The organism is Pseudomonas sp. LBUM1662 (assembly GCF_059695915.1).
Genome location: NZ_CP166793.1, coordinates 486,311 through 509,824 on the forward strand (window position 1 = coordinate 486,311; position 23,514 = coordinate 509,824).

Sequence of the window (23,514 nt, forward strand, 5' to 3'; positions counted from 1 at the left end):
TTTTAACAATGGCTGAACGTCTGAATAACGACTTCCAGTTCATCGATGTCGGGCGCAAAGATCCGAAGAAGAAACTGTTGCGTCAACGCAAGAAAGAGTTCGTGGAGATCTACGAACCCTTCAAACCCCAGCATTCGGCCGATCAGGCCCACCGCTGCCTGGGCTGCGGTAACCCGTATTGCGAATGGAAGTGCCCGGTGCACAACTTCATTCCGAACTGGCTGAAGCTGGTGGCCGAGGGCAACATCCTTCAGGCCGCCGAGCTGTCGCACCAGACCAACACCCTGCCGGAAGTGTGCGGCCGGGTGTGCCCGCAGGATCGTCTGTGCGAGGGTGCCTGCACCCTCAACGACGGTTTCGGCGCGGTGACCATCGGTTCGGTCGAGAAGTACATCACCGACACCGCGTTCGCCATGGGCTGGCGCCCGGACATGTCCAAGGTCATCCCGACCGGCAAGCGTGTTGCGATCATCGGCGCAGGCCCGGCAGGCCTGGGTTGTGCCGACGTGCTGGTACGCGGCGGCGTGACCCCGGTGGTGTTCGACAAGAACCCGGAAATCGGCGGTTTGCTGACCTTCGGCATCCCGGAGTTCAAGCTGGAAAAGACCGTGCTGAGCAATCGTCGCGAAGTCTTCACCGGCATGGGCATCGAGTTCCGCCTGAACACCGAAGTGGGCAAGGACGTGACCGTCGAGCAGCTGCTCGAAGAATACGATGCCGTGTTCATGGGCATGGGCACCTACACCTACATGAAGGGCGGCTTTGCCGGTGAAGATCTGCCGGGCGTGCATGACGCGCTCGACTTCCTGATCGCCAACGTCAATCGCAACCTGGGCTTTGAAAAGTCGCCGGAAGATTTCGTCGACATGAAAGGCAAGAAGGTCGTGGTGCTGGGCGGCGGCGACACAGCGATGGACTGCAACCGTACGTCGATTCGCCAGGGCGCCAAGTCGGTGACCTGCGCTTATCGTCGCGACGAAGCGAACATGCCGGGCTCGCGCAAAGAGGTGAAGAACGCCAAGGAAGAAGGCGTGAAATTCCTCTACAACCGCCAGCCGATCGCCATCGTTGGTGAAGACAAGGTCGAAGGCGTGAAGGTGGTCGAGACCCGTCTCGGCGAACCGGACGCCCGTGGCCGTCGCAGCCCCGAGCCGATCCCGGGTTCCGAAGAGATCATCCCGGCCGACGCCGTGGTCATCGCCTTCGGTTTCCGTCCGAGCCCGGCGTCGTGGTTCGAACAGCACAGTATCCAGACCGACAGCCAGGGCCGCGTTGTGGCCCCGGAACAAGGTAAATTCAAGCACCAGACCAGCAACCCGAAAATCTTCGCCGGTGGCGATATGGTTCGCGGTTCTGACCTGGTGGTGACGGCGATCTTCGAGGGCCGCAATGCCGCCGAAGGGATCCTGGATTACCTGGGCGTCTGATCCCCCGATCCTGACCTGAAATGGGATCAAAATGTGGGAGCGGGCTTGCTCGCGAAGACGGAGTGTCAGTCAGCAGTGATGTTGCCTGACACTCCGTCTTCGCGAGCAAGCCCGCTCCCACATTGGTTTCAGGGTGTTGCCAAACATCGCATTCCACCGCGACAAATTGACCCGATAGACAAAAGGCTGACCTGCAACCGTGCCTTTTGCGTCGCGCTCTGAGAAAATGCCCGCACTTTTTTTCCGGATGCCGACATGACTGCCCTGAAGAACGACCGTTTCCTTCGCGCCCTGCTCAAGCAACCCGTAGACGTCACCCCTGTGTGGATGATGCGTCAGGCCGGTCGCTACCTGCCGGAATACCGCGCCAGCCGTGCCAAGGCCGGTGACTTCATGAGCCTGTGCATGAACCCGGAGTTCGCTTGCGAAGTCACGATGCAACCGCTCGACCGCTATCCGCAACTGGACGCGGCGATTCTGTTCTCCGACATCCTGACCATCCCGGACGCTATGGGCCAGGGCCTGTACTTCGAAACCGGTGAAGGTCCGCGCTTCAAGAAAGTCGTCAGCACGATGGCCGACATCGAAGCCCTGCCGATTCCTGATCCGCACAAAGACCTCGGTTACGTCATGGACGCGGTCAGCACCATCCGCCGCGAACTGAACGGCCGAGTGCCGCTGATCGGCTTCTCCGGCAGCCCATGGACCCTGGCCACCTACATGGTCGAAGGCGGCTCGTCGAAAGACTTCCGCAAGACCAAGGCGATGCTCTACGACAACCCGCAAGCCATGCACCTGCTGCTGGACAAGCTCGCACAGTCGGTCACCAGCTACCTCAACGGCCAGATCATGGCCGGCGCGCAAGCGGTGCAGATCTTTGACACCTGGGGCGGCAACCTCTCGGCGGCGGCGTATCAGGAGTTCTCCCTGGCCTACATGCGCAAAATCGTCAGCGGCCTGATCCGCGAACACGAAGGCCGCAAAGTGCCGGTCATCCTGTTCACCAAGAACGGCGGCCTGTGGCTGGAAAGCATCGCCGACGCCGGCGCTGACGCGCTGGGCCTGGACTGGACCTGCGACATCGGCAACGCCCGTGACCGCGTCGGCAACAAAGTCGCCCTGCAAGGCAACATGGACCCGACCGTACTCTACGCCAAGCCAGAAGCCATTCGCGCCGAAGTCGGCCGGATCCTCGCCAGCTATGGCAAAGGCAGCGGCCACGTGTTCAACCTCGGCCATGGCATCACCCCGGAAGTCGACCCGGAACACGCTGGCGCCTTCCTGCGTGCGGTGCATGAGTTGTCGGCGCAGTATCACGAGTGATCGTCGCCCAATAAAAAACGCCCGGCTTATGCCGGGCGTTTTTGTTTGGTGTACTCGGTCAAATGTGGGAGCGGGCTTGCTCGCGAAGGCGGTGTGTCAGGCAACATTGATATCAACTGACACGACGCCTTCGCGAGCAAGCCCGCTCCCACAGGGGGGTTGGGTCAGGCCTTCACTCCGCCCAACGGCGGCAACTTCGCCAGCTTCAACGCCACCAACAGCGCAATCACCAGCAACGCACCAATAAACAGCCCAATCCCGTTCCATCCGCCCAAGTGCCAGAACACCCCGCCCGCCGTCCCCGCAATACTCGACCCGGCGTAATAGCTGAACAGGTACAGCGACGACGCCTGCCCCTTGGCCTTGACCGCCCGACGCCCAATCCAGCTGCTCGCCACCGAGTGCGCGCCAAAGAAGCCGAACGTGAAGATCAGCATGCCGATAATCACCACCGGCAGCGGCGTGAACATGGTCAGGGCAAGGCCGGCGAGCATCAGCACAATCGTCGCCCACAGCACTTTGCGCCGGCCCAGTTTGTCGGCCAAAGAACCGATTTTCGCCGAGCTGTAGATACCCGACAGGTACACCACCGACAGCAGCCCGACGAACACCTGATCCATGTCGTACGGCTCGGCCAGCAATCGGTAGCCGATGTAGTTGAACAACGTGACGAACGCGCCCATCAGCACAAAGGCCTCAAGAAACAACAGCGGCAACCCGGCGTCGCGAAAGTGCATGGTGAAGCCGTCGAGCAAGCTGCGCGGATGCAGCGAGCGAGCGCGGAAGTTGCGTGATTCGGGGAGGATTTTCCAGAACACCGTCGCCGCGATCAGCGCCAGACCGCCGATCACCAGCATCGCCGTGTGCCAGCTGACGAAGTCGATCAACACGCCGGTGATCAAGCGTCCGCTCATCCCGCCAATCGCATTGCCACCGATGTACAGCCCCATCGCCAAGCCGATGTGCTGCGGGTGGATCTCTTCGCTCAGGTAGGTCATGGCGACCGCCGCCAGGCCGCTCAACGACAAGCCGATCAACGCACGCATCACCAGCACGCCTTGCCAGCTCGGCATCATCGCACTGGCCATGGTGCACAGCGCGGCGGCGAACAGCGCCGCGACCATCACCGGTTTGCGTCCGACACGGTCGGAGATCGGGCCGGTGATCAGCAGGCCGATGGCGAGCATGCCAGTGGCCACCGACAGGATCAGGCTGCTTTGCGCCGCGTTGATCGAATACTCGTGGGATAGCAGCGGCATCATCGGCTGCACGCAGTAGAGCAAAGCGAAGGTCGCGAAGCCGCCGGAGAACAGCGCCAGCACCGTGCGCATGAACATCGGCGTGCCTTTCTCGATGTAGATCTCTTTCAATTCGGCGACAACATCGTCCACCGCAGCGGGCGGAACTTCATGGGCAAGGGGGGCGACAGCAGTTTTCACTTCGGACCTCGGAGGGCGCAGCCGGTCAGGCAATGAAAAAAGCATATAGCTGCCTAATGATTCAATCCAATATATTGTTCGACCTGTTTGATAGGTTTTACGACCTAATGGAGTTTTCATGGAATTGCGTCACCTGCGCTACTTCATCGCCGTCGCCGAAGAACTGCACTTCGGTCGCGCCGCTCAAGTGTTGGGCATCTCGCAACCGCCGCTGAGCCAGCAGATCCAGGCGCTGGAGCAAGAGGTGGGCGCACGGTTGTTCGAGCGAACCAATCGTCGGGTCGAGCTCAGCGAGGCCGGTCGGCTATTTCTGGAGGAAGCGCGATTGGTGTTGGCACAGGTCGACAAAGCAGCTGATGTGGCGCGTCGTGCGCAGCTCGGTGAGTTGGGCGAGCTGAAGATCGGCTTTACCTCGTCGGCGCCGTTCAACTCGACCATTCCCCAGGCGATTTTCTCGTTTCGCCAGCGTTTCCCGGCGGTGCATTTGAATCTACGGGAAATGAGCAGCACCCAAGTGGCCGACGCGCTGGTGGATGAGTCGATCGAAGTCGGCATCATGCGACCGCTTGGGCTGCCGGATTCACTCAGCGTCGTGGAACTGATGCGTGAGCCGCTGGTGGCGGTGCTCAGCTCCAAACATCCGCTGGTCAACGGCAGTGAAGAAGGGTTGTTCCTTGCGGCATTGGCCCTCGAACCGTTCGTATTTTTCCCACGCAGTTATGGCAGCGGTCTGTACGCACAGTTGCTCAGCCTGGCCCGTGATGCCGGCTTCAGCCCACACTTCGCGCAAGAGGCGGGCGAGGCGATGACGATAATCGGATTGGTGGCGGCGGGGCTGGGTGTGTCGGTGCTGCCGGCGTCCTATCAGCGGATGCGCATTGACGGCGTGGTGTACCGACCGTTGCTCGATCCGGCAGCGGTGTCGGCGGTGTGGCTGGTGCAGCGCAAGGATCAGAAATCACCGATGGCCAAGGCGTTTGTGGATTTGTTGACGAGGAAGGTTGAAGGGGCTTGAGCGAAGGGACACTTAACGTAACGCAATGCTCTTGGCGTGTGATGGCATTGGAAGTGGCGCGGTCAGGCGAATGGCCAGTGGTTGCCCCTGTTTCCGTTTCACGCAATACTCCTCCCGTTCCCGAAAGGGGCTTGTGAGACTCTGAGGATCCTGGGCAACCGGCCATCGCAGAGCCAGACAGGTACAGGGCGATGACAAGCCGACCTGTTTGTGAAAGGGCGCCGAAAGGCGCCCTTTGTCGTTTCCAGTGTTACTGAACCTTCGCCAAATCCCCTTTCAACGCAACACCGGCCATGATCGCCCCGGCGTGGCATTCATAGGTCTTGGCGTCTTTGCGCTCATTGCTCTTGTAGAAGCTGACAATGTTGGTCACCGCATTAGCCCCGGCGCTTTTCGCCGCCTGGTGCAGGCTGATGATTGCCGATTGCGCGACCCATTCGCAGGCGACTTCGTCGGACTTGTTGAAGGCGTTGGTTTTTTTGTTGGTCACGGAACCGGCGCTGATGACGGTGACGTTGCCGGCCGGGGTGTTGCCGGCCAGGTAGAACTTCACGCTGCCGTCGATTTTCCCGGTGCGGGTGGCTTCGGCCACAGCTTTGTCGAATGGCAGGTACACCGGCGTATCACGTGCCTGGCTGACGGCCGGAACGGCGCAGATCAGCAGGGTGGCGGCAGCGGCGAGTTTCTTGAAGTGCATGGAGGTCTCCTTGACCCGGATTAGTTCGGTTACGACCAGCGACGGAAAATCAACGAGGTGTTGACGCCGCCAAAGGCGAAATTGTTGTTCATCACGTATTCGTTGCTCATCTGGCGGAATTCGCCGCGCAGGTAGTCGAGCTTGCCGCAGTGCGGATCGACCTCGTCGAGGTTGAACGTGTGGACGTACAGGTCGCGGTTCATCATTTCGATGCTGAACCAGGACTCCAGTGCACCGCAGGCACCCAGGGTGTGACCGAGGAAGCTCTTTTGCGAACTGATCGGCATGTGTTCGCCGAACAACGCGCTGGTTGCCAGTGTTTCGGCAATGTCGCCCTGTTCTGTAGCCGTGCCGTGACCGTTTACGTAACCGATGTCTGACGGCTGCAGCCCGGCGTCTTCCAGCGCCAGTTCCATGGCCCGGCGCATGGTGACCTGTTCTGGACGGGTGGTGTGCTGGCCGTCGGCGTTGCTGCCGAAACCGACGAGTTCGGCATGGATGTGCGCGCCGCGCGCCAACGCATGTTCGAGTTCTTCAAGCACCAGCATGCCGCCGCCTTCACCGATCACCAGGCCATCGCGGTCTTTGTCGTACGGGCGCGGGCTGGTTTGCGGGGCATCGTTTTTCAGGCTGGTGGCGTAGAGCGCGTCGAAGACCATGGCTTCGGTCGGGCACAGCTCTTCGGCGCCGCCGGCGAGCATCAGCGGCAGGCGGCCGAACTTGATCGATTCGTAAGCGTAGCCGATGCCCTGGCTGCCGCTGGTGCAGGCGCTGGAGGTCGGGATCAGCCGGCCGGTGAGGCCGAAGAAGATGCTGATATTCGCCGCGGTTGTGTGCGGCATCATCCGCACGTAGGAGTTGGCGTTCAGGCCCTCGGCCACCGAGTTGAGCAGCATGTTGCCGAACGCTTTGATCTCGTCGGTGCTGCCGGTGGACGAGCCGCAGGCGACGCCCATGCGCCCGTCCTTGATGATCGGGTTACCCAACAGTCCGGCATCGGCCAGCGCCTGTTCTGATGCGCCAACGGCCAGGCGCGAAACCCGGCCCATGCTGCGCAGCTGCTTGCGGGTCCAGTGGCTCGGGACTTTGAAGTCGTCGATGGGCCCGGCCAGGCGCGTGTTGAGTTCGGTGAACCGATCCCACTCGTCCATCCGCCGAATGCCGCTGCGGTTGGCCGCGAAGTTGCCGGCGATGGTGTCCCAGTCGCTGCCCAGTGAGGTGATGCCGGCCATGCCGGTGACGACGACGCGCTTCATCAGCACAGGCCTCCGTTGACGGCCAGAACCTGCCGGGTGATGTACGACGCTTCCGCCGACATCAGGAAATTCACCGCGCTGGCCACCTCTTCCGGGGTGCCCATGCGCTGTGCGGGAATCATTTTCATCAGTTCTTCCACCGGCACGTTGTCGTCGAGCATGGCTGTGTCGATCAGGCCGGGTGCGACACAGTTGACGGTGATTTTGCGCTTGCCCAGTTCGATCGCCAACGCTTTCGCTGCGCCGATCAAACCGGCCTTGGAGGCGCTGTAGTTGACCTGCCCGCGATTGCCGATCAACCCGGAAACCGAGGTGATGCAAACAATCCGCCCGGCCGCACGACGCCGGATCATCGGCATCATCACCGGGTGCAGTACGTTGTAGAAGCCGTCGAGGTTGGTGCGCATCACCACATCCCAATCATCCTCGCTCAGCGCCGGGAAAGCACCGTCACGCGTCAGGCCAGCGTTCAGCACTACGCCGTAATAGGCGCCATGCGCTTCCACGTCGGCTTCGAGGATGGCTTTGCAGCTGGCACGGTCGGAGACGTCGAATTGCAGGACGCGTGCTGTGCGTCCCAGCGCCTGGATTTCGCCCTGAACGGCGATGGCGTCGGCCAGGCCGCTGCGGCAATGCAGCACGATGTCGTGTCCGGCCTGGGCCAGACGCAACGCGATAGCGCGGCCGATGCCACGGCTGGAACCGGTGACCAGTACGGACTCAGTCATCACTGGGCTCCTTGGGATTCATGAAGGTATTGGGCGGCCTGAGGCGGGCGGAACACGTTCAGACGGGCGGTGGCGTGAATGCCGGGGGCGTTGATGTGGCATTCGAACACGCCCATGCCGTTGTCGTCTTCCAGCGAGCGTATGCCGTGGATGGTCAGCTCGGTGCCCGCGGGGAAGTGTTCCACGTTGCATTCGAATTTACGGGTGCCGAGCAGGAAGCCCAGCGCCACCGCATCACCGCGCTGGCGCGCATGGCAACCGGCGTAGGCGGCGACGCTCTGGGCCATCAGTTCGATGCCGACCCAGGCCGGCAGGCTGCCGTCGGGACGGTTGAACAGGCCGCCGGGCTTGACGGTGAGGCGGGTGTGAATCTGCTCGTCATCGAACGCCAGGATCTGATCGATGAGGATCATGTCGCCAGCGTGCGGCAGCAGCTCGGCGAGCGGCCAGTCAATCATGGGGCGTCTCCGATAATCAGGCTGACGTTGTTGCCACCGAAGGCAAACGAATTGCTCATCAGGTAGCGAGGTGCAATGGACGTCAGGCGATCGGCCGGGGTCACCCACTGCAACGCCGGCAAGTCGGGGTCGGGCTGACCGTCCCAGACGTGGGGCGGCAAGAGGCTTTCCCGGTTGCCCGCGCTCAGGCTCAACCAGCAGAACGCCGCTTCCAGGGCGCCGGCAGCGCCGAGCGTATGGCCGGTCATCGGTTTGGTGGAAGAGCAGGGCACGCCATGCGGGAACAGGGCCGAGACCGCCAGGCTTTCCATTGCGTCGTTGTGTTGGGTCGCGGTGCCGTGCAGGTTCAGGTAGCCGATGTGTTCGGTCTGCAAATTTGCGCGGCTCAGGGCTTTGCTCATCGCTTGCAGGGCACCCCGGCCGGTTGGTTCCGGCGCCGAGATATGGTGCGCATCGGAACTCGCGCCGCTGCCGAGCAAGGCAATCGGTTGGCTGTCGCCGGCCTTTTTGCTCATCAGAAACAGCACGGCGGCTTCGCCGATATTGATGCCGTTGCGGTTGACCGAAAACGGGTTGCAGCGCTGCTCGGACACCGCTTCCAGCGCCGAAAAGCCGTTGAGGGTCAGCTTGCACAAACTGTCGACGCCACCGCACAGCACGGCATCGCACATGCCCAGGTCCAGCAGGCGCTGGGCACTCATCAACGCCCGGGCACTTGAGGTGCAGGCGGTCGAGATCACATACGCCGGGCCGCTCAATTGCAGCCAGTCGGCGAGGAAGTTGGCCGGTGCGCCGAGCTCCTGCTGCTGATAGTCGTAGTCGGCGGGGAATTCATGTTCACGGATGTAATGGGCCAGGCCACGGCTGGCCTCATCGATGCCCGAGGTGCTGGTGCCCAGGATCACGCCGATTCGATCGCGGCCGTAAGTCTGGATCGCTTGATCAATCTCGTCGCGAATTTGCAGCGCGGCTTCCAGCAGCAGTTGGTTGTTGCGGCTGCTTTGCTCGGCCAGTTCCGGTGGGATCGGCGCCAGTTCGCCACGCACCGCCGCCACCGGCAACGACCGCTCCGGCACCCAGCCAGACTCGCTGCGCATGCCGGAGCAATCGCCGGCAAACAGGTTGCGGGCGACTTCCTGTTTGTCGCGACCCAGGGCGCAGATCACCCCGAGGGCATTCAGGTAGGCAGTCATGGCGTTTCACCGCTCAGAGGCGTGACCAGGTACTTCGGACCTTTAGGCAGGTTCAACTCGAATCTCAGTGGTTGCGAGTACTGTACGTCCCAGCGAGCGGGCAGGGAACGTTGCGAGCCATGTTGCCAGGCGTCGGGGTAGTTGCCCTGCAACTCGCCTTGCGGGGTCAGCGCGAACAGTAAGGCGGCGAACAACTCCCGGGCTTCCGGATTCGGCGGCAACAGGCCGTCGGCCTGCCACTGGCCATCGATCAGTTTCTGGCGTGCCTGCGGAATGCCCAGCAAGTCCATCATCGACCAGCGAATGCCAGGGCCTTCGCGCGCAATCACCAGCACCCAGTCCTGACGCTGATCAGCCAGCAAGCGCTGAATGTGCAACTGCTGCGGCAACGGCAGGTTGTCGGTTTGCCCGGGCAGCGGCGCCTGGCTGGCGCAAGCGCTCAGCAGCAGGAGGCAGCCCAGAAGCAGGTAACGAATCATGTGACATCTCTTGCGCAAAGTTCCGACAACACGCGGAGCCGACGCTTGGGTTCGCTGACGAACGGATTACGCTCATCCCAGGCATAACCGGCGAGGATTGCGCTGATCATGCGGCGGATGTCCGCTGAGCTGCCCGGATGAAAAATTACATCCTGGAAGGTCCCGGCGTACCAGCCTTCGACGTAGCAGCGGAAGGTGTCGACGCCACGTTTGAGTGGTGCGGCGAACTCGGTTTGCCAGTCAACGCTTTCACCTTGCAGTTGCCGATGCAAGACGCCGGCGGCCATGCTCGCCGAGCGCATGGCGATGGTCACGCCGGAGGAGAACACCGGGTCGAGGAATTCTGCGGCGTTGCCCAGCAGCGCAAACCCCGGGCCGTGCAAGGTTTTGACGTTGGCCGAGTAGCCGCCGATGGTGCGCGCCGGCGTGTCCCACACGGCGTTTTTCAGCACGCCTTCCAGGCTTGGGGTTTCAGCGATGAAACCGCGCAGGCAATCGTCCAGATTCTCCATGCGCCCTTCGAAATGTTCGGCGGCCGCGACCACGCCCACCGAGCACCGGCCGTTGCTGAACGGAATGGTCCAGAACCAGATGTCGCGATGGATCGGGTGGGTGGTGATGAGGATCTTTTCGCGCTCGAAGGTCGGGCTGTCGATATGGTCTTCGACGTGGGTGAACACCGCTTGGCGCACCGGGAAATTCGACGGTGCTTCAAGGTCCAGCAGGCGCGGCAGCACGCGACCGTAGCCGCTGGCATCGAGCACAAAATCAGCTTCGACGCGGTACTGACTGCCGTCTTCGCGCAGCACATCGAGCTGCGGCTTCGGCAAGTCGAAATCGGCGCTGACGATGGCTTCACCATAACGAACCTCGACACCTTGCAGCGCAGCCTGATCGGCCAGCAGTTTGTCGAAGTCGGCGCGTTGCACCTGGAAAGTCGTCGGCTTGCCGTTGCTGAAGGTGTCGCCGAAATCAAAGGCGCTGTAGTACTCGCCCCAGGCGAATGCGGCGCCGTTTTTCATCTGGAACCCGGCGGCATTCACGGCATCGAGCATGCCGGCTTCTTCGACGAAATCCAGGCAGTGCGACAACAGGCTTTCACCGATGGAAAACCGTGGAAAGTGCTGGCGTTCGATCATCAGCACGTCGTGGCCTTTGCGCTTGAGCAGCGCGGCGGCGATGGCGCCCGAAGGACCCGCGCCAATCACGACGACCTGGCGACTTTCCATTTCAACTGTTGGCACGGGGGCTCCTTGCCGGGGCGGCGAGATTCAAAGGGGTTTGATGCATGCCGGCGAGTGCCGGCAGCAGTGTGGCGATCAGGCCCATCACCATCAGCGCGAAGTACAGCGCGGGGCTGATGAGCTGTTGTTGCAGCAGCAGGTTGAGAAAGACGATCTCGCTCAACCCGCGAATATTCAGTAGCAGGCTTTCGCGCCAGCGACTGGCGCCTTCGAACGACGCGCCGGCCCAGCCGAGGCCGAGCCAGTTGCCCAGCAGCTTGCTGGCAATCGGCAACAGCAGCAGCGCCGCCAATTGCACCCAGCCGAGGCTGGCCATCGCGGCGTGGACATTGATCTGCACGATGCCGAAGGTGAGGATCAGCGGGATGGCGATCCAGGTTTGCAAACGGTTCATCCAGATCGCCGGCAACGGCAACCCCAGTGGCACTTTCAGCGCGGCCATGCACAGCAGATAACCGATGCCGAAAATCAGCGCGTTGAGCTTGAAGTGTTCGGCGACCACCAGCAGCGCGAAGAAGCAGCCGCTGTGCAGCAACGGTTGGCGCAAACCCAGCAAACGCAGGAGCAGCGGCAGACAGGCGCCGGCCAGCGGCAACAGCAGACTGCTCAGGTGCAGGCTGCCTTGGGCGAAGCCGAACAGCGTCCAGCACGTCAGGTCGATGAGGATCGCGGTTTGCACCAGGCGCCGTGTTGCGGCGGGCGGGTAGTTGATGTGGCGCAGGTACAAAAACAGCACCGGAATGGCGGTGATGGCGAACACCAGGCCGACCGCCAGCGAACTGATCCACGGTTGTGGCGGCAACAGCCAGACCGAAGTAACGAGTCCACAGGCGAACGGAATGCAAAAGCTCGGCAGGGCGATTTTCAGGCTCTGGCGATCCAGCTGCAGGTCGATCACATCGCTGAGGATGTTGCCCAGCAACAAGGCAAAACCGAGGCTGTAGAGGTTTTTCAGCCACACCGGCGAGATCAGTTCCGCGCCGCTGAGTTGCCAGCCCGGCTCGATCCAGAAATACATCAGCAGCGGCAAACCGAAGGTCGCCAGCAGCAACTGGCTGACGATCGGGATCAGGCCGAAGCGCTGACCTGCACGGGTGGCCATGGCGAACATCGCCAGGGCCATCAGCCAAAACAGGGCGATCATCATGCTGCGGGCTCCACGACGGCGGCGGCATGCACTTGGCGCCCGGCCCACGGCGCCAGGATGAAGCTGAAGGCCAGGCCGAGGCTCACCGACAGACCAAAGTTGCTCACCGCCGGCGTGCTGGACACCGCCAGCAAACCGAACGACAGCCACGTGGTCACCGCCGCCAGCAAGGTGCCCAGCAGGCTCACGGCGGCGCCGCCGACCTGTTCGCGCATGAGGATCGCGTAATCGACGCTGATGGCCGTCACCAGCAACAGGCCAAACAGGCTGAACAGGGTCAGCGGTTGCCCCATCCAGCCGAGGCTGGCCAGGCTGCACAACGCGGCCAGCAACGGCAGCGAGACAATGCGCAACGCACCACCGAAGCCGAAGGGCAGGATCAGCACCAGCACGATCAACACGCAGGAGGCGAGTTTCAGCTCTGCCGCGCTGATCTGTGTCGCGGCGAAAACGTTGTTCAGTTCACTGAGACGGTCAACCAGTTCGACCCCCGGCAAATCCAGCGCCTGAACGCGCAGCAGCGAAGGGTTGTTCAGGCCTTGCAGGCTGACCATCGCCGCCACACCGTCATCGGTCTGCCCCAGCCACAGGGCGCGATAAGGTTCCGCCAGCGGCCCGACCAGCGCGGCGTCGATGTCTTCGACGGGCAGCGCCTGCAACGTTGCAAGCTCCGCCTGCAGCGCTTCTGCCGGCACGCCGAGGTCGAGCAAGGGCTGCCAGAACTGCGGCAACTTGCTCAACGCTTCGCGCACTTTGCGCTGCTCGCTCGGTTGGCTGACCAATTGATTCAAAGACAGGTAACCCTGGAGTTTTTCCAGGTTGACCAACTGATCCAGCCGCTCGCTCAGCGCGGTCTGGCGTTCGAGCAGTTCCTGCTGATTGGCCGCACGCACCAGGAAGAACTGGCTGGTCGGTTGATAACCGGTGATGCGCGCAATGGTCCGGGCTTCGTCAGTCAGCTGCTGCGGTGCGCCGATCCACTGGCGGATGTCGTTTTTGCTCTCAAGCTGCAACAGCCCACCGACGCAGAAAGCAATCAGCAGCGCCAGCAACACCGGCGTGCTCACGTGTTTGAGCAGCGCCTCGCGCAGGTTCAGCAAACACTCGCTGACGCGTAGCGGCCATCGCGCCGGTCGCAGGTTCACACCCTTGAGCAGCGCGGGCAGCAGGCACACCGCTGACAGGTAGGCACCGAGCAGCCCGGCGGCGGAGAACACGGCAATCTGGGTCAGGGCCGGGAACGGCGTCCAGGCCAGGGCCAAGTAGCCGATGCAACTGGTGATCAGGCTCAGCGTCAGGCCCGGCAGGGTCAGGCGTAACGCCGGCCAGCTGTTCCAGGGTTTCAGGCTCCAGCTTTTCGACAGGTAATGCAGCGGGTAATCGACGGCCACGCCGATCAGGCTCGAACCCAGCACCAATGTCATCACATGCATGTGACCGAACAGCGCCACGCAGGCCACCGCACCGAACAGCATGCCCACTAAAACCGGAACGAAAGCGAGCAACACCCGCCAGCGCCGGAAGGCCAGCAACAGCAGCAACAGAATGCCGACAGTGGCGCCGCCACCGACCCACGTCATTTCTCGGGTGGCTTGTTGCTGACCGTTGGCCGCGTAGAGCAAACCGCTGGCGGCGAGCAGTTGCACGTCGGCCTGGGCGGCTTCTTCGCGGCTGTGTTCAAGCAGGCCGGCCACTTGCAGCGGCAGGCTCATGTCGAAGGCGTTGCCCGTGGTTTTTGCCCGCAGCAACACCCAACTCTTGCCGTCGGCATCGGCGACCAGCGCACCGCTGCCGATGTCCAGTTGCACGGCGCCGTGTTGCGGCTGGCTGTTCTGGATGCGCCCGGTCAGGCCCAGCCAGTCATCCTGGCTCGGTACCAGGCTGAAACCGGTGAACGGGTCGAACAGCGCTTGCACGCGCTGCTGGATAAAGGCGTCGGGATGTTCGATCAGCTGCTGGCGATCCATCGTCGAGAGCATCGCCAGTCGGCCTTGCAGCAGTTGCGTGCGCAGGGCGGGCAAGTCGGCTTGCAGGTTCCACTGGACCTTCTCGAACAAACCGCTGGCCTGCCACTGCTCGCCGAGTTTCTGCGCCATGGCGATGGCCTGCGGGCGATCTTTATGGCCAACCAACACCAGCATTTCGCGGTTCAGCGGTTCTTGCATGCGTTGTTCAGCGCGCAATTCCAGTGCGTCCGGCGCGGTGCCCGGCACCAGTTCCATCAGGTTGGCCGACAGCGGTGCGCCGTCGCGCCATTGCCAACCGGCGAGCGCGAGCACCGCCAGCAGCAGGATCAGAAACAGCCACGGAAGCCTGCGTTCACTCGGCAAAGTCATGCTGCTCCGCGTCGCTCAATGGTTGTGTGCTGGTGCTGTCCTGCATGCGCAACAGCGTGCTGTCGCCCTGGGTTTCCAGCAGTTCGATGCTGTGCACCAATTCGCTGCCGGTGATGTTGATCTGGTTGAACACTTGTTTGAGCAGCAATGAGCGCGGGATCAGCGTCAGTTTCCAGTTCTGCGCGTCGCCGCTCAGAGACAGTTCGAAGTCCCGTTGCAATCCGCTGCTGTCGCCTTGCAGTACAGCGAGGAACAAACGGTTCTGCTCGGCGCCGGCGCTTTTGCTCGGCAGCATTTGCCAGCCGCTGGCGTCACGTCGGGCAATGCCTTTGCCGGTGATGCGGTAATCCTGTTGCAGCGGCGTTTTCAGCAGCCACAGCAAACCGTGGTTTTTCGCGAGGACGAAGGTGCCCTTGCTGGTCAGCGGCTTGGGCAAGGCGCGCAGGTGTTTTTCCTGGATGAAGTTGCCGTGGATTACATCGGGTTTGGCCAGTTGATCGCTCAGTTGTTGCAAATCGAAGGCGTGAGCAATCGATGACAATCCGAGCAGCGCCAATGCGCCGAGGTATTTGAAAAACGGGTTCATGCCAGCATCCTTTCAACGGCATCGGTGAAGATCTTCGGCGAGGCCAACTGCATTTCGCGGCTGCTCATGTCGACGGCGACCTGCACCGAGCTGGCGCGGGTCAGGCGTTCACCGGTTTGTAGATCGCTGATCAGGTAATTGATCTTCAGACGGTTCTCCCACTCCACCAGATTGGCCCGCACATTCAGCTTCTGACCGAACACGGCGCCGCGCACATAGCGCAATTGCAGGTCGATCACTGGCCAGGCGTAACCCGACTCGACCATGGCCGTGTAGTTGTGGCCGATCTTGTCCAGCAGCGCACAACGGGCGACTTCCAGGTATTTGACGTAATGGCCGTGCCAGACAACGTTCATGGTGTCGACATCAAAGAACGGCACGAGGATTTCCGTATCGGTGTGAAGCACTCCCTTGCTACGCATGCAACCTCCAGTGTTGCTCGGCGATACGTTTCAGGCACAGGCGCAATTCGCCTTCCAGCGCACGGTCTTCGATGACCGGCGGGAAGTCCTTGGCCAATTCTTCGTGCATGGCCGCCAGCGCTGGCGGCAGTGGACGCGCGTCCTCGGCCTTGCTGCGCAGCCACACGCCCTGGTTGGCGGCCAGCAGCGTGGCGGCGGCGACCTGTTCGGTCAGCTCCAGCACACGGATCGCATCGCGAGCAGCGATGGTGCCCATGCTGACTTTGTCTTGGTTGTGACACTCGGTAGAGCGCGAGAACACGCTGGCCGGCATGGTGTTTTTCAGCGCTTCGGCGGTCCAGGCACTGGTGCCGATCTGCACGGCCTTGAAGCCATGATTGAGCATCGCGCGGTCAGCGGTGGCGCCGGACAGGTTGCTCGGCAAGCCATGGTTGTAACGTTCATCCACCAGCAGGGCGAGTTGTCGGTCCAACAGGTCGGCCACGTTGGCCACCAGGTTTTTCAGGCTGTCCATGGCGAACGCAATGTGGCCGCCGTAGAAATGACCGCCGTGCAAAACGCGTTCGGCTTCGGCGTCGATGATCGGGTTGTCGTTGGCGCTGTTGAGTTCGATCTCGATGAACGAGCGCAGCCAGTTCAGGCTGTCGGCCAGAACGCCGAGGACATGCGGTGCGCAACGCAGCGAGTAGCGGTCTTGCAGGCGATGCAGCGGTGCGGTCGGCGCATCGATCGCCAAATCCTTGCGCAGCCACGCGGCGACTTGCATCTGCCCCGGATGCGGTTTGGCGGCGAACAGGCGCTCATCGAAGTGTTCCGGGTTGCCTTGTAGCGCGACGACGTTCAGCGCGGTGATGCGCGTGGCCAGTTGCAGCAGGTAATCGGCGCGGGCGTAGGCCAGGCAGGCGAGGCCGGTCATCACAGCGGTGCCGTTCATCAGTGCCAGCGCTTCTTTCGGGCGCAGCACCAGCGGTGTCCAGCCGAGTTCGCGATGCACGTCGGCGGCTTGGCGTCTTTCGCCACGGAACATCACTTCGCGCTCGCCGGACAAGGTCGCGGCGACGTAGGACAGCGGCGTCAGATCACCGCTGGCGCCCACCGAGCCTTCTTCCGGGATCAGCGGCAGGATGTCGTGTTCGAGGAACGCCTGAAGGCGCTCCAGCAGTTCCACGCGCACCCCGGACACGCCGTGGCACAGCGACTGCAATCGCGCCGCCAGCACGGCGCGAGTGGCCTGGGCGTCGAGCAGTTTGCCCAGGCCGCAGCCGTGGAACGTGTACAGATGACGGGGTAACGCCTCGACATGATGCAGCGGCACCGCGACCACGCAGGAGTCGCCGTAGCCGGTGGTCACGCCATAGATCACGCCTTCCTTGTCCAGCAGGGAATCGAGGAATCGCGCGCCCTTGGCAATGCGCTCGCGGTACGCAGGGTCGCTTTGCAACTGCGTCGGCACCTGACGGTTGGCCGCAGCCAGCACGTCTTCGATGCGCAAAGGGAGTTCGCCGAAGGTTACCGGCTCAAGCGTTGGCGTCGTCATCGGTCTTCCAGAAAGGGTAAAAGTTGAACCATTGTTGGGGCGCTTCAAGGCAATAGTGGCCCAGGCGTTCGGCGTAGCGGGAAGCCCACTGATGAATGACCTGTTCGCGGTCGCTGCGTTTCCACACCACGGCCTCGGTAAACGGTTCAAGGGTCACTCGATATTGGCCCGTCGGTTTCTTCAGGCACATCAGCAGATGGATCGGGCATTTCAGCAAGCCAGCCAGCAGCCACGGCCCTTGCGGAAACGCGGCTTGATGACCGAGGAAATCAACCGTCACGCTGCGCCCGCCATGCAGAGGAACGCGGTCACCGGCAATCGCCAGCCACTCGCCGCGCTCCAGGCGTTCATGCAGTTGCAGCATGATCACCGGGTCCAGTTCGCTGACCTGAATCAGCCGCAAATTGGTCGCGCCGGCTTCGCCGAGCAAACGGTTGAACTGCTCGGCGTGTTTGGTGTGCACCAGCACGTTCATGGTGACTTTCTCGCCGATTTCCGCCAGTGCGCGACAGACTTCGAGATTGCCCAAATGCGCGCCCACCAGCATCTGCCCGCGCGTGCCGCGCAGCTGAGTGCGCAGCAGCGCCGGGTCGACGATTTCGATGTGCTCGATGCTCAGCTTGCCGTTCCACACGTCGAGCTTGTCGAGCATCGAATCGGCGAAGGCCATGAACTGGCTGAACACTCGCCAGTGGGTCGGGCGCAATTCAGGCCGGGCGCTCCAGTCCGCGAGGCGTTGCTGGTATTGCCAGGCGCTGCGACGGGCGCTGCGCCCGAACAGGAAAAAGTACAAAACGATGCCGTACAGCAGCGGACTCAGCAGCCTCCGGCCCAGCACTTTGGCGCCGAACGCGGTGAGCTTCATCAACCAGAAACTGCCGCGCTCCTGGCGGTCGGCCCAATGTTCTTTGTCTGCGTTGCCGCTCATGCTCGCCACCGTCGCCAGAGGATCACCGGTGCCCGCAGCAACATGCCGAAGAACAGCCGGGTGTGCATGCTCGAAATCAGCACATTGTCGTGGAACATCCGGAAATGCGAGACACCGTCCAGCGGGTAATGAACCTTGGTCGGCAGCCACTGCATCGGCAGATTGCGCCAGGCCAGGCGCACAAGAATGTCCGAGTCGAAGTCCATGCGCTTGCCGATCTTCGCCGAGTCGATCAGCGCCAGGGTCGGTGGCAATGGGTAAACGCGGAAACCGCACATGGAATCGCGGATCTGCAATGACAGCGTGTTGATCCAGACCATGACGTGGGTCAGGTAGCGGGCGTACAACCGACCTTTTGGCACGCTGGCGTCGTATTGCGGATACCCGCAGATCACCGCGTCGGGATGAGCGCGTGATTGTTTGATGAAGATCGCGACATCGTGCAGGTCGTGCTGGCCATCGGCGTCCACCTGCAAGGCGTGGCTGAACCCCAGGCGCGAGGCTTCGCGCAGGCCTGTCATGACGGCTCCGCCCTTGCCCTGGTTGGCGGCGAGGCGGATCAGGTTGACCATCTCACGCTGGGCCAGTTGGTCAAGCACCCTGGCGCAGGATTGATCGCTGGCATCGTCCACCAGAATGCACGGCAGGCCACTGGCGATCAGCGCGTCGACGACGGTGGTGATCGCGGTTTCGTGGTTGTAGACCGGGATGATTGCGCAGGGGTTATGCATGTATGTGCACCCCTGAAAAACCGAGGTGTCTGCATCGCGAGCACTCACCAAACTTAAGCATCGCGCGCTGCCTCCAGCAAAATCCGCCCACTGGAACAGGTCGCGGTTTCATTGCGATAGGCGAAATACAACTTGCTGCGTTCCGGATCGAAGCGCAGGTGCAGCTGGACTTCATCGCCCGGGCGCACCAGTTGCTGGAACTTCAGCACTTCCATGCCGGCGAATCTGGCCGGCAGGTTCATCAATTGCTGGCCGAGGCTCAGCGCCCAATCCACCTGCACCACGCCGGGCAATACCGGCGTTTGCGGGAAGTGTCCGCTGAAGTAAGCCAGGTCTGGCGGAACGGCCAGTTGCAGGCTCCATTCGCCATCGATCTCGACCTGCTTCAACACCTCCGGCGCGTTCGGGCGGGGGGCCAGCAGCAGGGCTTCGACATCGGCCTGGGGCAGTTTGCCTTGAGCGTTCAAGGGCAATTGCCGCAGCATTCGCCAGCGTCGTGGCAGGGCCAGGGCTTCGCAATGCTGGCTCAGGTGCTGACGCAATTCCTGGGTAAGCGTGCGTCGGCCCTGATTGCGCAAGGCATGCAGGCCCGCATCCGTCAGCACCAGCAGCGCCCCCAGCGAGGCGCGGTTTTCCTGGACCACACCGAGGCGCGCGTCGGCGACCCAGTCATGCGCCATCAACGCCTTTTCCAGCATCGGCAGCGAGATACGTTTTTCTTCCAGTTTGACGATCCGGTCCAGCCGTCCGAGCAGTTCGAATCGGCCATCGGCGGCGATTCGGGCGGCGTCGGCGGTGTGTTCGATATGGCCGGCGGGCAAGTAGGGAGAGGCGATCAGCAGGGCGCCCTCGCTGTCCTGACTCAGCTCGACGTCAGCAAACGGCTGCCAGAGATCGTGACCCTGACGCCAGGCGATACCACCGGTTTCCGAGCTGCCGAGGATTTCCGTCGGCCATTGTTGCAAGCGTTGGTAAAGGCTTTGCGCGGCTTCGGCCGGTAAGGCTCCGCCTGAGGAAAACACTCGGCGAACTGCGCTCAAGGCCGGCCAGTCGAGGTTGTCGCCCATGCGCTTGAGCAGCGCCGGGCTGGCGACCCAGGCAAACGCCGGGTATTCGCGGCTGGCGCGTTGCAAGTCCTCCGGGAAGGCCAGTTGCTTGCGCACGAACGGGCGCCCGGCGCACAGCGGCCACAGCACCCGAAACAGCAAACCGTAGATGTGTTGGGTGGCGACGCTGCCGATGATGCATGCCTGGCCCAGGTCGGCACCCCAGAGCTGTTCCAGCGCCCGGACTTCATTGGCGATCTGACGCAGGGTCTTGTCGATGCGCTTGGGTTCGCCGCTGGAACCGGACGTGCACAGGCTCAGCTGGCAGGTGTCCAGATCCAGTGCGGCGGGGGACAGGGGCGCATGCCGATAATCGATAAGGTGCGCATCATCGGCCTGATCGGTCAGCCACAGATCGACTTCGCTCGACCAGCGTTGGCGAGTCTGCGATTGCAGGTCGGCAGGCAGCAGCACGCTGACCCCGGCACGCCAGGCGCCGAGCAGGGCAATCGCCAGGTCAGCCGCGTCTTCAAGGTGCACGGCGATGCGCTGCACGCCCTGGGCTTGCAGGCCGGCCGCGAGGCTGAGTGCCTGTTCGCACAGCTGTGCGTGATTCAACGCCGGATCGGCCGTCACGGCACGCTCCGGCTGAGCCTTGAGCACCAACTGCTCAAGTGTTATCCAATTCATGGGTGGCCTCGTACCCGTTGTCGTATGAGCCATTCAATGGCAAACAGCAGGCCCATCAATCCATAGGAAATCAGGCCGGTGTACAACATCCACCAACTCAGCGGCGCCCACAGGGTCAGGGCGGCGGCGAGCAAACCGTTACAGAGGAAAAACACGCACCAGACGATGGTCACCTGGCGGGTGTAGACAATCGCCCTGGCCGGCAGGTGCGGTTCACGCAGGCGTGCCAGGCGCTCCACCATCGGCGGTCCGGCTTTCAGGCTCAGGCCAAACAGGCCGAGCATGAAAGCGCTGATCAGCACCGGGTACCAACGCAGTAACAGCGGGCTGTCGAACAACGCCAGCAACAGGCAGAAGCCAATCGCGGTGATCGCCATCCACAGGCTGCCCGGACGACGCGCAGCCAGCAGCGCCCGCGCCAGCCACAGGCTGCCCAGCAGCAGACCGAACTGCCACGGAGCAAAGTGTTCCATGCCGAAATACACCGCAAAGGGGTACAACAGGCCCGCCAGCAGCAGGCCAAGGCCGATCAGTCGACTCATGCGGCCGGTTGAACCAGACGGTAGACCGCCTCGACCACGTCACTGACGGTACGCACCGACTTGAATTCTTCGGCGGCGATTTTCTTGCCGGTCTGACGCTTGATGTGATCGATCAGGTCGACGGCGTCGATGCTGTCGATTTCCAGATCCTGATACAGGTTGGATTCGAGGCTCACGCGCTCAGGGTCCAGCTCGAAGAGTTCGACCAAGGCATCGCGCAGGGTGTTGAAAATGTCATCACGAGTTTGCATGGTCCGGTCTCAAGCTGCCTGTTTTGCGGTGACGAACGCCGCAAGGCTCGCCACGTTACTGAAATGATTACGGGTGTCCTTGGCGTCAGCGTCGATTTTGATGCCGTACTTTTTCTGGATCGCCAGGCCGAGTTCCAGGGCGTCTACCGAGTCCAGGCCCAGGCCTTCGCCGAACAGCGTCTGGTCATCGCCGATGTCGTCGGCGCTAATGTCTTCAAGGCCCAGGGCGTCGATGATCAGTTCTTTGATGTCACGGTGCAGATCGCTCATCTTCGGCGAGCTCCTTAATAAAGTAAGAATGCAAATAATCGTTAAGCTTGCGCGAAGCCTGAGGCGCGGGGCCATACGCGGCAAAGGCCTGTGGGTCTATATCGGCCCCGACCCGAAAACTGAAGTGCACGCGACGTTTCGGGATGCGATACCAGGGTTCGGCCTTGGTCAATGTGGTCGGGCTGACCTTGATGATCACCGGGGTCAGGATTTTCGCACCGCGCAGGGCGATTGCCGCGCCGCCCCGATGAAAGGCCGGCGGTTCGCCGGGCTGGGTGCGAGTGCCTTCGGGAAAGATGATCAGTGTCTGGCCGCTTTTCAGTGCGTCGGCCGCGGCGTCGAGCATGTCCATGCTGCCGTCGTTGCTGATGTATTCGGTGCGGCGTAGCGGACCGCGGGTGAACGGGTTCTCCCAGAGGCTTTGCTTGACCACGCAGTTGGAGTGGCGCACCAACCCGATCAGGAACACCACATCGATCAGCGACGGGTGATTGGCCATGATCATCTGGCCCGGGCGACCGAGCTTCTCTGCGCCCTGGATGTCGTAGGTCAGTACGCCGGTACGGGCCATGAACCGGACAAAAAACCAGAAGCAGCGACTGACGGTTTTACGCGCCCGCAGCCGATGAGTCTGGGCATCGCCGGGCAGGCAGCTCAGCAACGGGAAAACCACCAGGCGCAGGCACAGCCCGCCCAACCCGAACAGGGTGAAGCTCGCGGCGGTCGCCAGCAGACGCCAGTAATAGGCGTCGCGGTTTTTTTCGCTTACAGGCTGCGTTGCCAGGTCCATACACGATTTTTCCAGGCATGTTGGCAGGTGGTCTGCTGGCCGAGCAGGGTACGCAAGAGATTCAGGGCATGGGGCCAGTGGGCGTTGGACAACGCATCCGAAGTGCTGTTCAGGGACAGCTGCCAGTCGGCACCCGGTGTCAGTAACAGACCGACGGCATAAGGGAACGGCACGTCGTCGATCCAGGCCGAGTAGGCCTCGGGCGGTTGTTCTTCGGTGACGATCAGCAAGACGGCCGGCGCCCCTTCGGCAAGCAGCGCCGCAGCCTCTAGCATGCCGTGTTCAAGGCCGTCACCGGCAGCGGCAAGTGCGGTCATTTCGCTGGTTTCATCGCGCATGATCGACCACAGGCCGATGATCGCGTTGTGCACCGACAAGCTGAATTGTGTCGGCGACAAGGGTTGTTCTGCCGCCAGATCACTCAGGATTTCGAAGGTGCGGGGTGTTTCGCCATGACGGGAAATAAAGACCAACGGTAGGTCCTGGCGACCATCGGCCAGGGGCCAGCCGACGCTGAACGCCATTCGCGCCAGACGGCTGAGCCGGCGACGCTGCATGGCCGGCAGAAAAGACACGTCGGGGGCGGCATCGCTGCGCTCAAGCACGACCGGTTGTCGGCTCCACGCCTGCCAATCGTCCACGCTTTCGAGCCCAGGGGCCCATGCGCGCCATTGGGCGATGTTGAAATTGATCACAGACATTCATCCCGCCCCTGCGGGCTTCCTTGACGCGGTGAGTCGCAAAAAAACGCGGACTACCTTACGTGGCGCTTGGCGCCGAGTGGCGCGCATTATCCCGTTGCGACGGGCGTCTAGCAAATGATGGTTACGTTTTACGCAATCAAATGTACTGGTTTGTCCGTTAAAAGCTGTCGATTGGCCATTATTCACAATCAGGGTGGGCCCGTCTGTCGGCTCTGTCTGTGATCAATGGCAGGTTTGGCGGTTTGGGTACTGAGAGATTGTCGCTGACTGTGTAG

The 23,514-nt window shown here is 62.2% G+C and carries 24 protein-coding genes; 3 read left to right on the forward strand and 21 right to left on the reverse strand.

Features of this window, described 5'->3' with window-relative positions:
* The first annotated feature begins 8 nt into the window (after positions 1-8).
* Both ACA049_RS02170 and hemE read left to right on the forward strand, forming a co-directional pair.
* Positions 9-1,427, forward strand: a complete 1,419-nt coding sequence (locus ACA049_RS02170; RefSeq protein ID WP_497332764.1) for an FAD-dependent oxidoreductase — start codon at positions 9-11, stop codon at positions 1,425-1,427.
* Between the two features lie 255 nt (positions 1,428-1,682).
* Complete coding sequence (gene hemE / locus ACA049_RS02175; RefSeq protein WP_497332766.1) at positions 1,683-2,750, forward strand: uroporphyrinogen decarboxylase; 1,068 nt, start codon at positions 1,683-1,685, stop codon at positions 2,748-2,750.
* Positions 2,751-2,914: 164 nt separating this feature from the next.
* On the opposite strand, the gene ACA049_RS02180 is transcribed toward hemE, so the two are convergent.
* A complete protein-coding gene (locus ACA049_RS02180) occupies positions 2,915-4,141 on the reverse strand; it encodes an MFS transporter (RefSeq protein WP_497336754.1) in 1,227 nt (408 codons plus the stop codon).
* Between the two features lie 166 nt (positions 4,142-4,307).
* Here ACA049_RS02180 and ACA049_RS02185 point away from each other — a divergent pair, with 166 nt between their 5' ends.
* Positions 4,308-5,204 (forward strand): LysR family transcriptional regulator, encoded by an 897-nt coding sequence (locus ACA049_RS02185; protein WP_497332768.1) that lies wholly within the window; start codon positions 4,308-4,310, stop codon positions 5,202-5,204.
* Positions 5,205-5,454: 250 nt separating this feature from the next.
* Here ACA049_RS02185 and ACA049_RS02190 read toward each other — a convergent pair whose 3' ends face one another.
* The 20 genes from ACA049_RS02190 to ACA049_RS02285 are packed head-to-tail and all read right to left on the reverse strand — an operon-like array spanning position 5,455 to position 23,236.
* Positions 5,455-5,901, reverse strand: coding sequence for an excinuclease (locus ACA049_RS02190; protein ID WP_497332770.1), 447 nt, complete (start codon positions 5,899-5,901; stop codon positions 5,455-5,457).
* A gap of 29 nt (positions 5,902-5,930) precedes the next feature.
* Positions 5,931-7,157 (reverse strand): beta-ketoacyl-ACP synthase, encoded by a 1,227-nt coding sequence (locus ACA049_RS02195; protein ID WP_497332772.1) that lies wholly within the window; start codon positions 7,155-7,157, stop codon positions 5,931-5,933.
* Entirely contained in the window at positions 7,157-7,885 is a 729-nt protein-coding gene (gene fabG, locus ACA049_RS02200; protein WP_497332774.1) for a 3-oxoacyl-ACP reductase FabG, read from the reverse strand. Before fabG ends, ACA049_RS02195 begins: the two co-directional genes overlap by 1 nt.
* Entirely contained in the window at positions 7,885-8,343 is a 459-nt protein-coding gene (locus tag ACA049_RS02205; protein WP_497332776.1) for a hotdog family protein, read from the reverse strand. Before ACA049_RS02205 ends, fabG begins: the two co-directional genes overlap by 1 nt.
* Positions 8,340-9,536, reverse strand: coding sequence for a beta-ketoacyl-[acyl-carrier-protein] synthase family protein (locus tag ACA049_RS02210; protein WP_497332778.1), 1,197 nt, complete (start codon positions 9,534-9,536; stop codon positions 8,340-8,342). The genes ACA049_RS02205 and ACA049_RS02210 overlap by 4 nt, the downstream gene beginning before the upstream one ends.
* Positions 9,533-10,015 (reverse strand): hypothetical protein, encoded by a 483-nt coding sequence (locus tag ACA049_RS02215; protein WP_497332780.1) that lies wholly within the window; start codon positions 10,013-10,015, stop codon positions 9,533-9,535. Before ACA049_RS02215 ends, ACA049_RS02210 begins: the two co-directional genes overlap by 4 nt.
* Complete coding sequence (locus ACA049_RS02220) at positions 10,012-11,259, reverse strand: NAD(P)/FAD-dependent oxidoreductase (protein ID WP_497332782.1); 1,248 nt, start codon at positions 11,257-11,259, stop codon at positions 10,012-10,014. Before ACA049_RS02220 ends, ACA049_RS02215 begins: the two co-directional genes overlap by 4 nt.
* On the reverse strand, positions 11,246-12,406 hold the full coding sequence (locus ACA049_RS02225; RefSeq protein ID WP_497332784.1) for a sodium:proton antiporter: 1,161 nt from the start codon (positions 12,404-12,406) through the stop codon (positions 11,246-11,248). The genes ACA049_RS02220 and ACA049_RS02225 overlap by 14 nt, the downstream gene beginning before the upstream one ends.
* A complete protein-coding gene (locus tag ACA049_RS02230) occupies positions 12,403-14,742 on the reverse strand; it encodes an MMPL family transporter (protein WP_497332786.1) in 2,340 nt (779 codons plus the stop codon). The genes ACA049_RS02225 and ACA049_RS02230 overlap by 4 nt, the downstream gene beginning before the upstream one ends.
* Positions 14,726-15,328, reverse strand: coding sequence for an outer membrane lipoprotein carrier protein LolA (locus ACA049_RS02235; RefSeq protein ID WP_497332788.1), 603 nt, complete (start codon positions 15,326-15,328; stop codon positions 14,726-14,728). Before ACA049_RS02235 ends, ACA049_RS02230 begins: the two co-directional genes overlap by 17 nt.
* Positions 15,325-15,750: an acyl-CoA thioesterase gene (locus ACA049_RS02240; protein ID WP_403103193.1), complete on the reverse strand. Its 426-nt coding sequence runs from the start codon at positions 15,748-15,750 to the stop codon at positions 15,325-15,327. Before ACA049_RS02240 ends, ACA049_RS02235 begins: the two co-directional genes overlap by 4 nt.
* Positions 15,743-17,287, reverse strand: coding sequence for an HAL/PAL/TAL family ammonia-lyase (locus ACA049_RS02245; RefSeq protein ID WP_077747625.1), 1,545 nt, complete (start codon positions 17,285-17,287; stop codon positions 15,743-15,745). The genes ACA049_RS02240 and ACA049_RS02245 overlap by 8 nt, the downstream gene beginning before the upstream one ends.
* Entirely contained in the window at positions 17,268-18,215 is a 948-nt protein-coding gene (locus tag ACA049_RS02250) for a lysophospholipid acyltransferase family protein (RefSeq protein WP_497332790.1), read from the reverse strand. Before ACA049_RS02250 ends, ACA049_RS02245 begins: the two co-directional genes overlap by 20 nt.
* Entirely contained in the window at positions 18,212-18,946 is a 735-nt protein-coding gene (locus tag ACA049_RS02255) for a glycosyltransferase family 2 protein (protein ID WP_497332792.1), read from the reverse strand. The genes ACA049_RS02250 and ACA049_RS02255 overlap by 4 nt, the downstream gene beginning before the upstream one ends.
* A 53-nt stretch (positions 18,947-18,999) precedes the next feature.
* Positions 19,000-20,682 carry an ApeI family dehydratase gene (locus ACA049_RS02260; RefSeq protein WP_497332794.1) on the reverse strand — a complete coding sequence of 561 codons (1,683 nt, stop codon included), beginning with the start codon at positions 20,680-20,682 and terminating at the stop codon, positions 19,000-19,002.
* On the reverse strand, positions 20,679-21,224 hold the full coding sequence (locus tag ACA049_RS02265; RefSeq protein WP_497332796.1) for a COG4648 family protein: 546 nt from the start codon (positions 21,222-21,224) through the stop codon (positions 20,679-20,681). The genes ACA049_RS02260 and ACA049_RS02265 overlap by 4 nt, the downstream gene beginning before the upstream one ends.
* Entirely contained in the window at positions 21,221-21,475 is a 255-nt protein-coding gene (locus tag ACA049_RS02270; protein ID WP_007992314.1) for an acyl carrier protein, read from the reverse strand. Before ACA049_RS02270 ends, ACA049_RS02265 begins: the two co-directional genes overlap by 4 nt.
* 9 nt (positions 21,476-21,484) lie before the next feature.
* Complete coding sequence (locus ACA049_RS02275; RefSeq protein WP_497332798.1) at positions 21,485-21,745, reverse strand: phosphopantetheine-binding protein; 261 nt, start codon at positions 21,743-21,745, stop codon at positions 21,485-21,487.
* Positions 21,726-22,535 carry a lysophospholipid acyltransferase family protein gene (locus ACA049_RS02280; RefSeq protein WP_497332800.1) on the reverse strand — a complete coding sequence of 270 codons (810 nt, stop codon included), beginning with the start codon at positions 22,533-22,535 and terminating at the stop codon, positions 21,726-21,728. The genes ACA049_RS02275 and ACA049_RS02280 overlap by 20 nt, the downstream gene beginning before the upstream one ends.
* A complete protein-coding gene (locus tag ACA049_RS02285; protein WP_497332802.1) occupies positions 22,511-23,236 on the reverse strand; it encodes a beta-ketoacyl synthase chain length factor in 726 nt (241 codons plus the stop codon). The genes ACA049_RS02280 and ACA049_RS02285 overlap by 25 nt, the downstream gene beginning before the upstream one ends.
* Between the last annotated feature and the right edge of the window lie 278 nt (positions 23,237-23,514).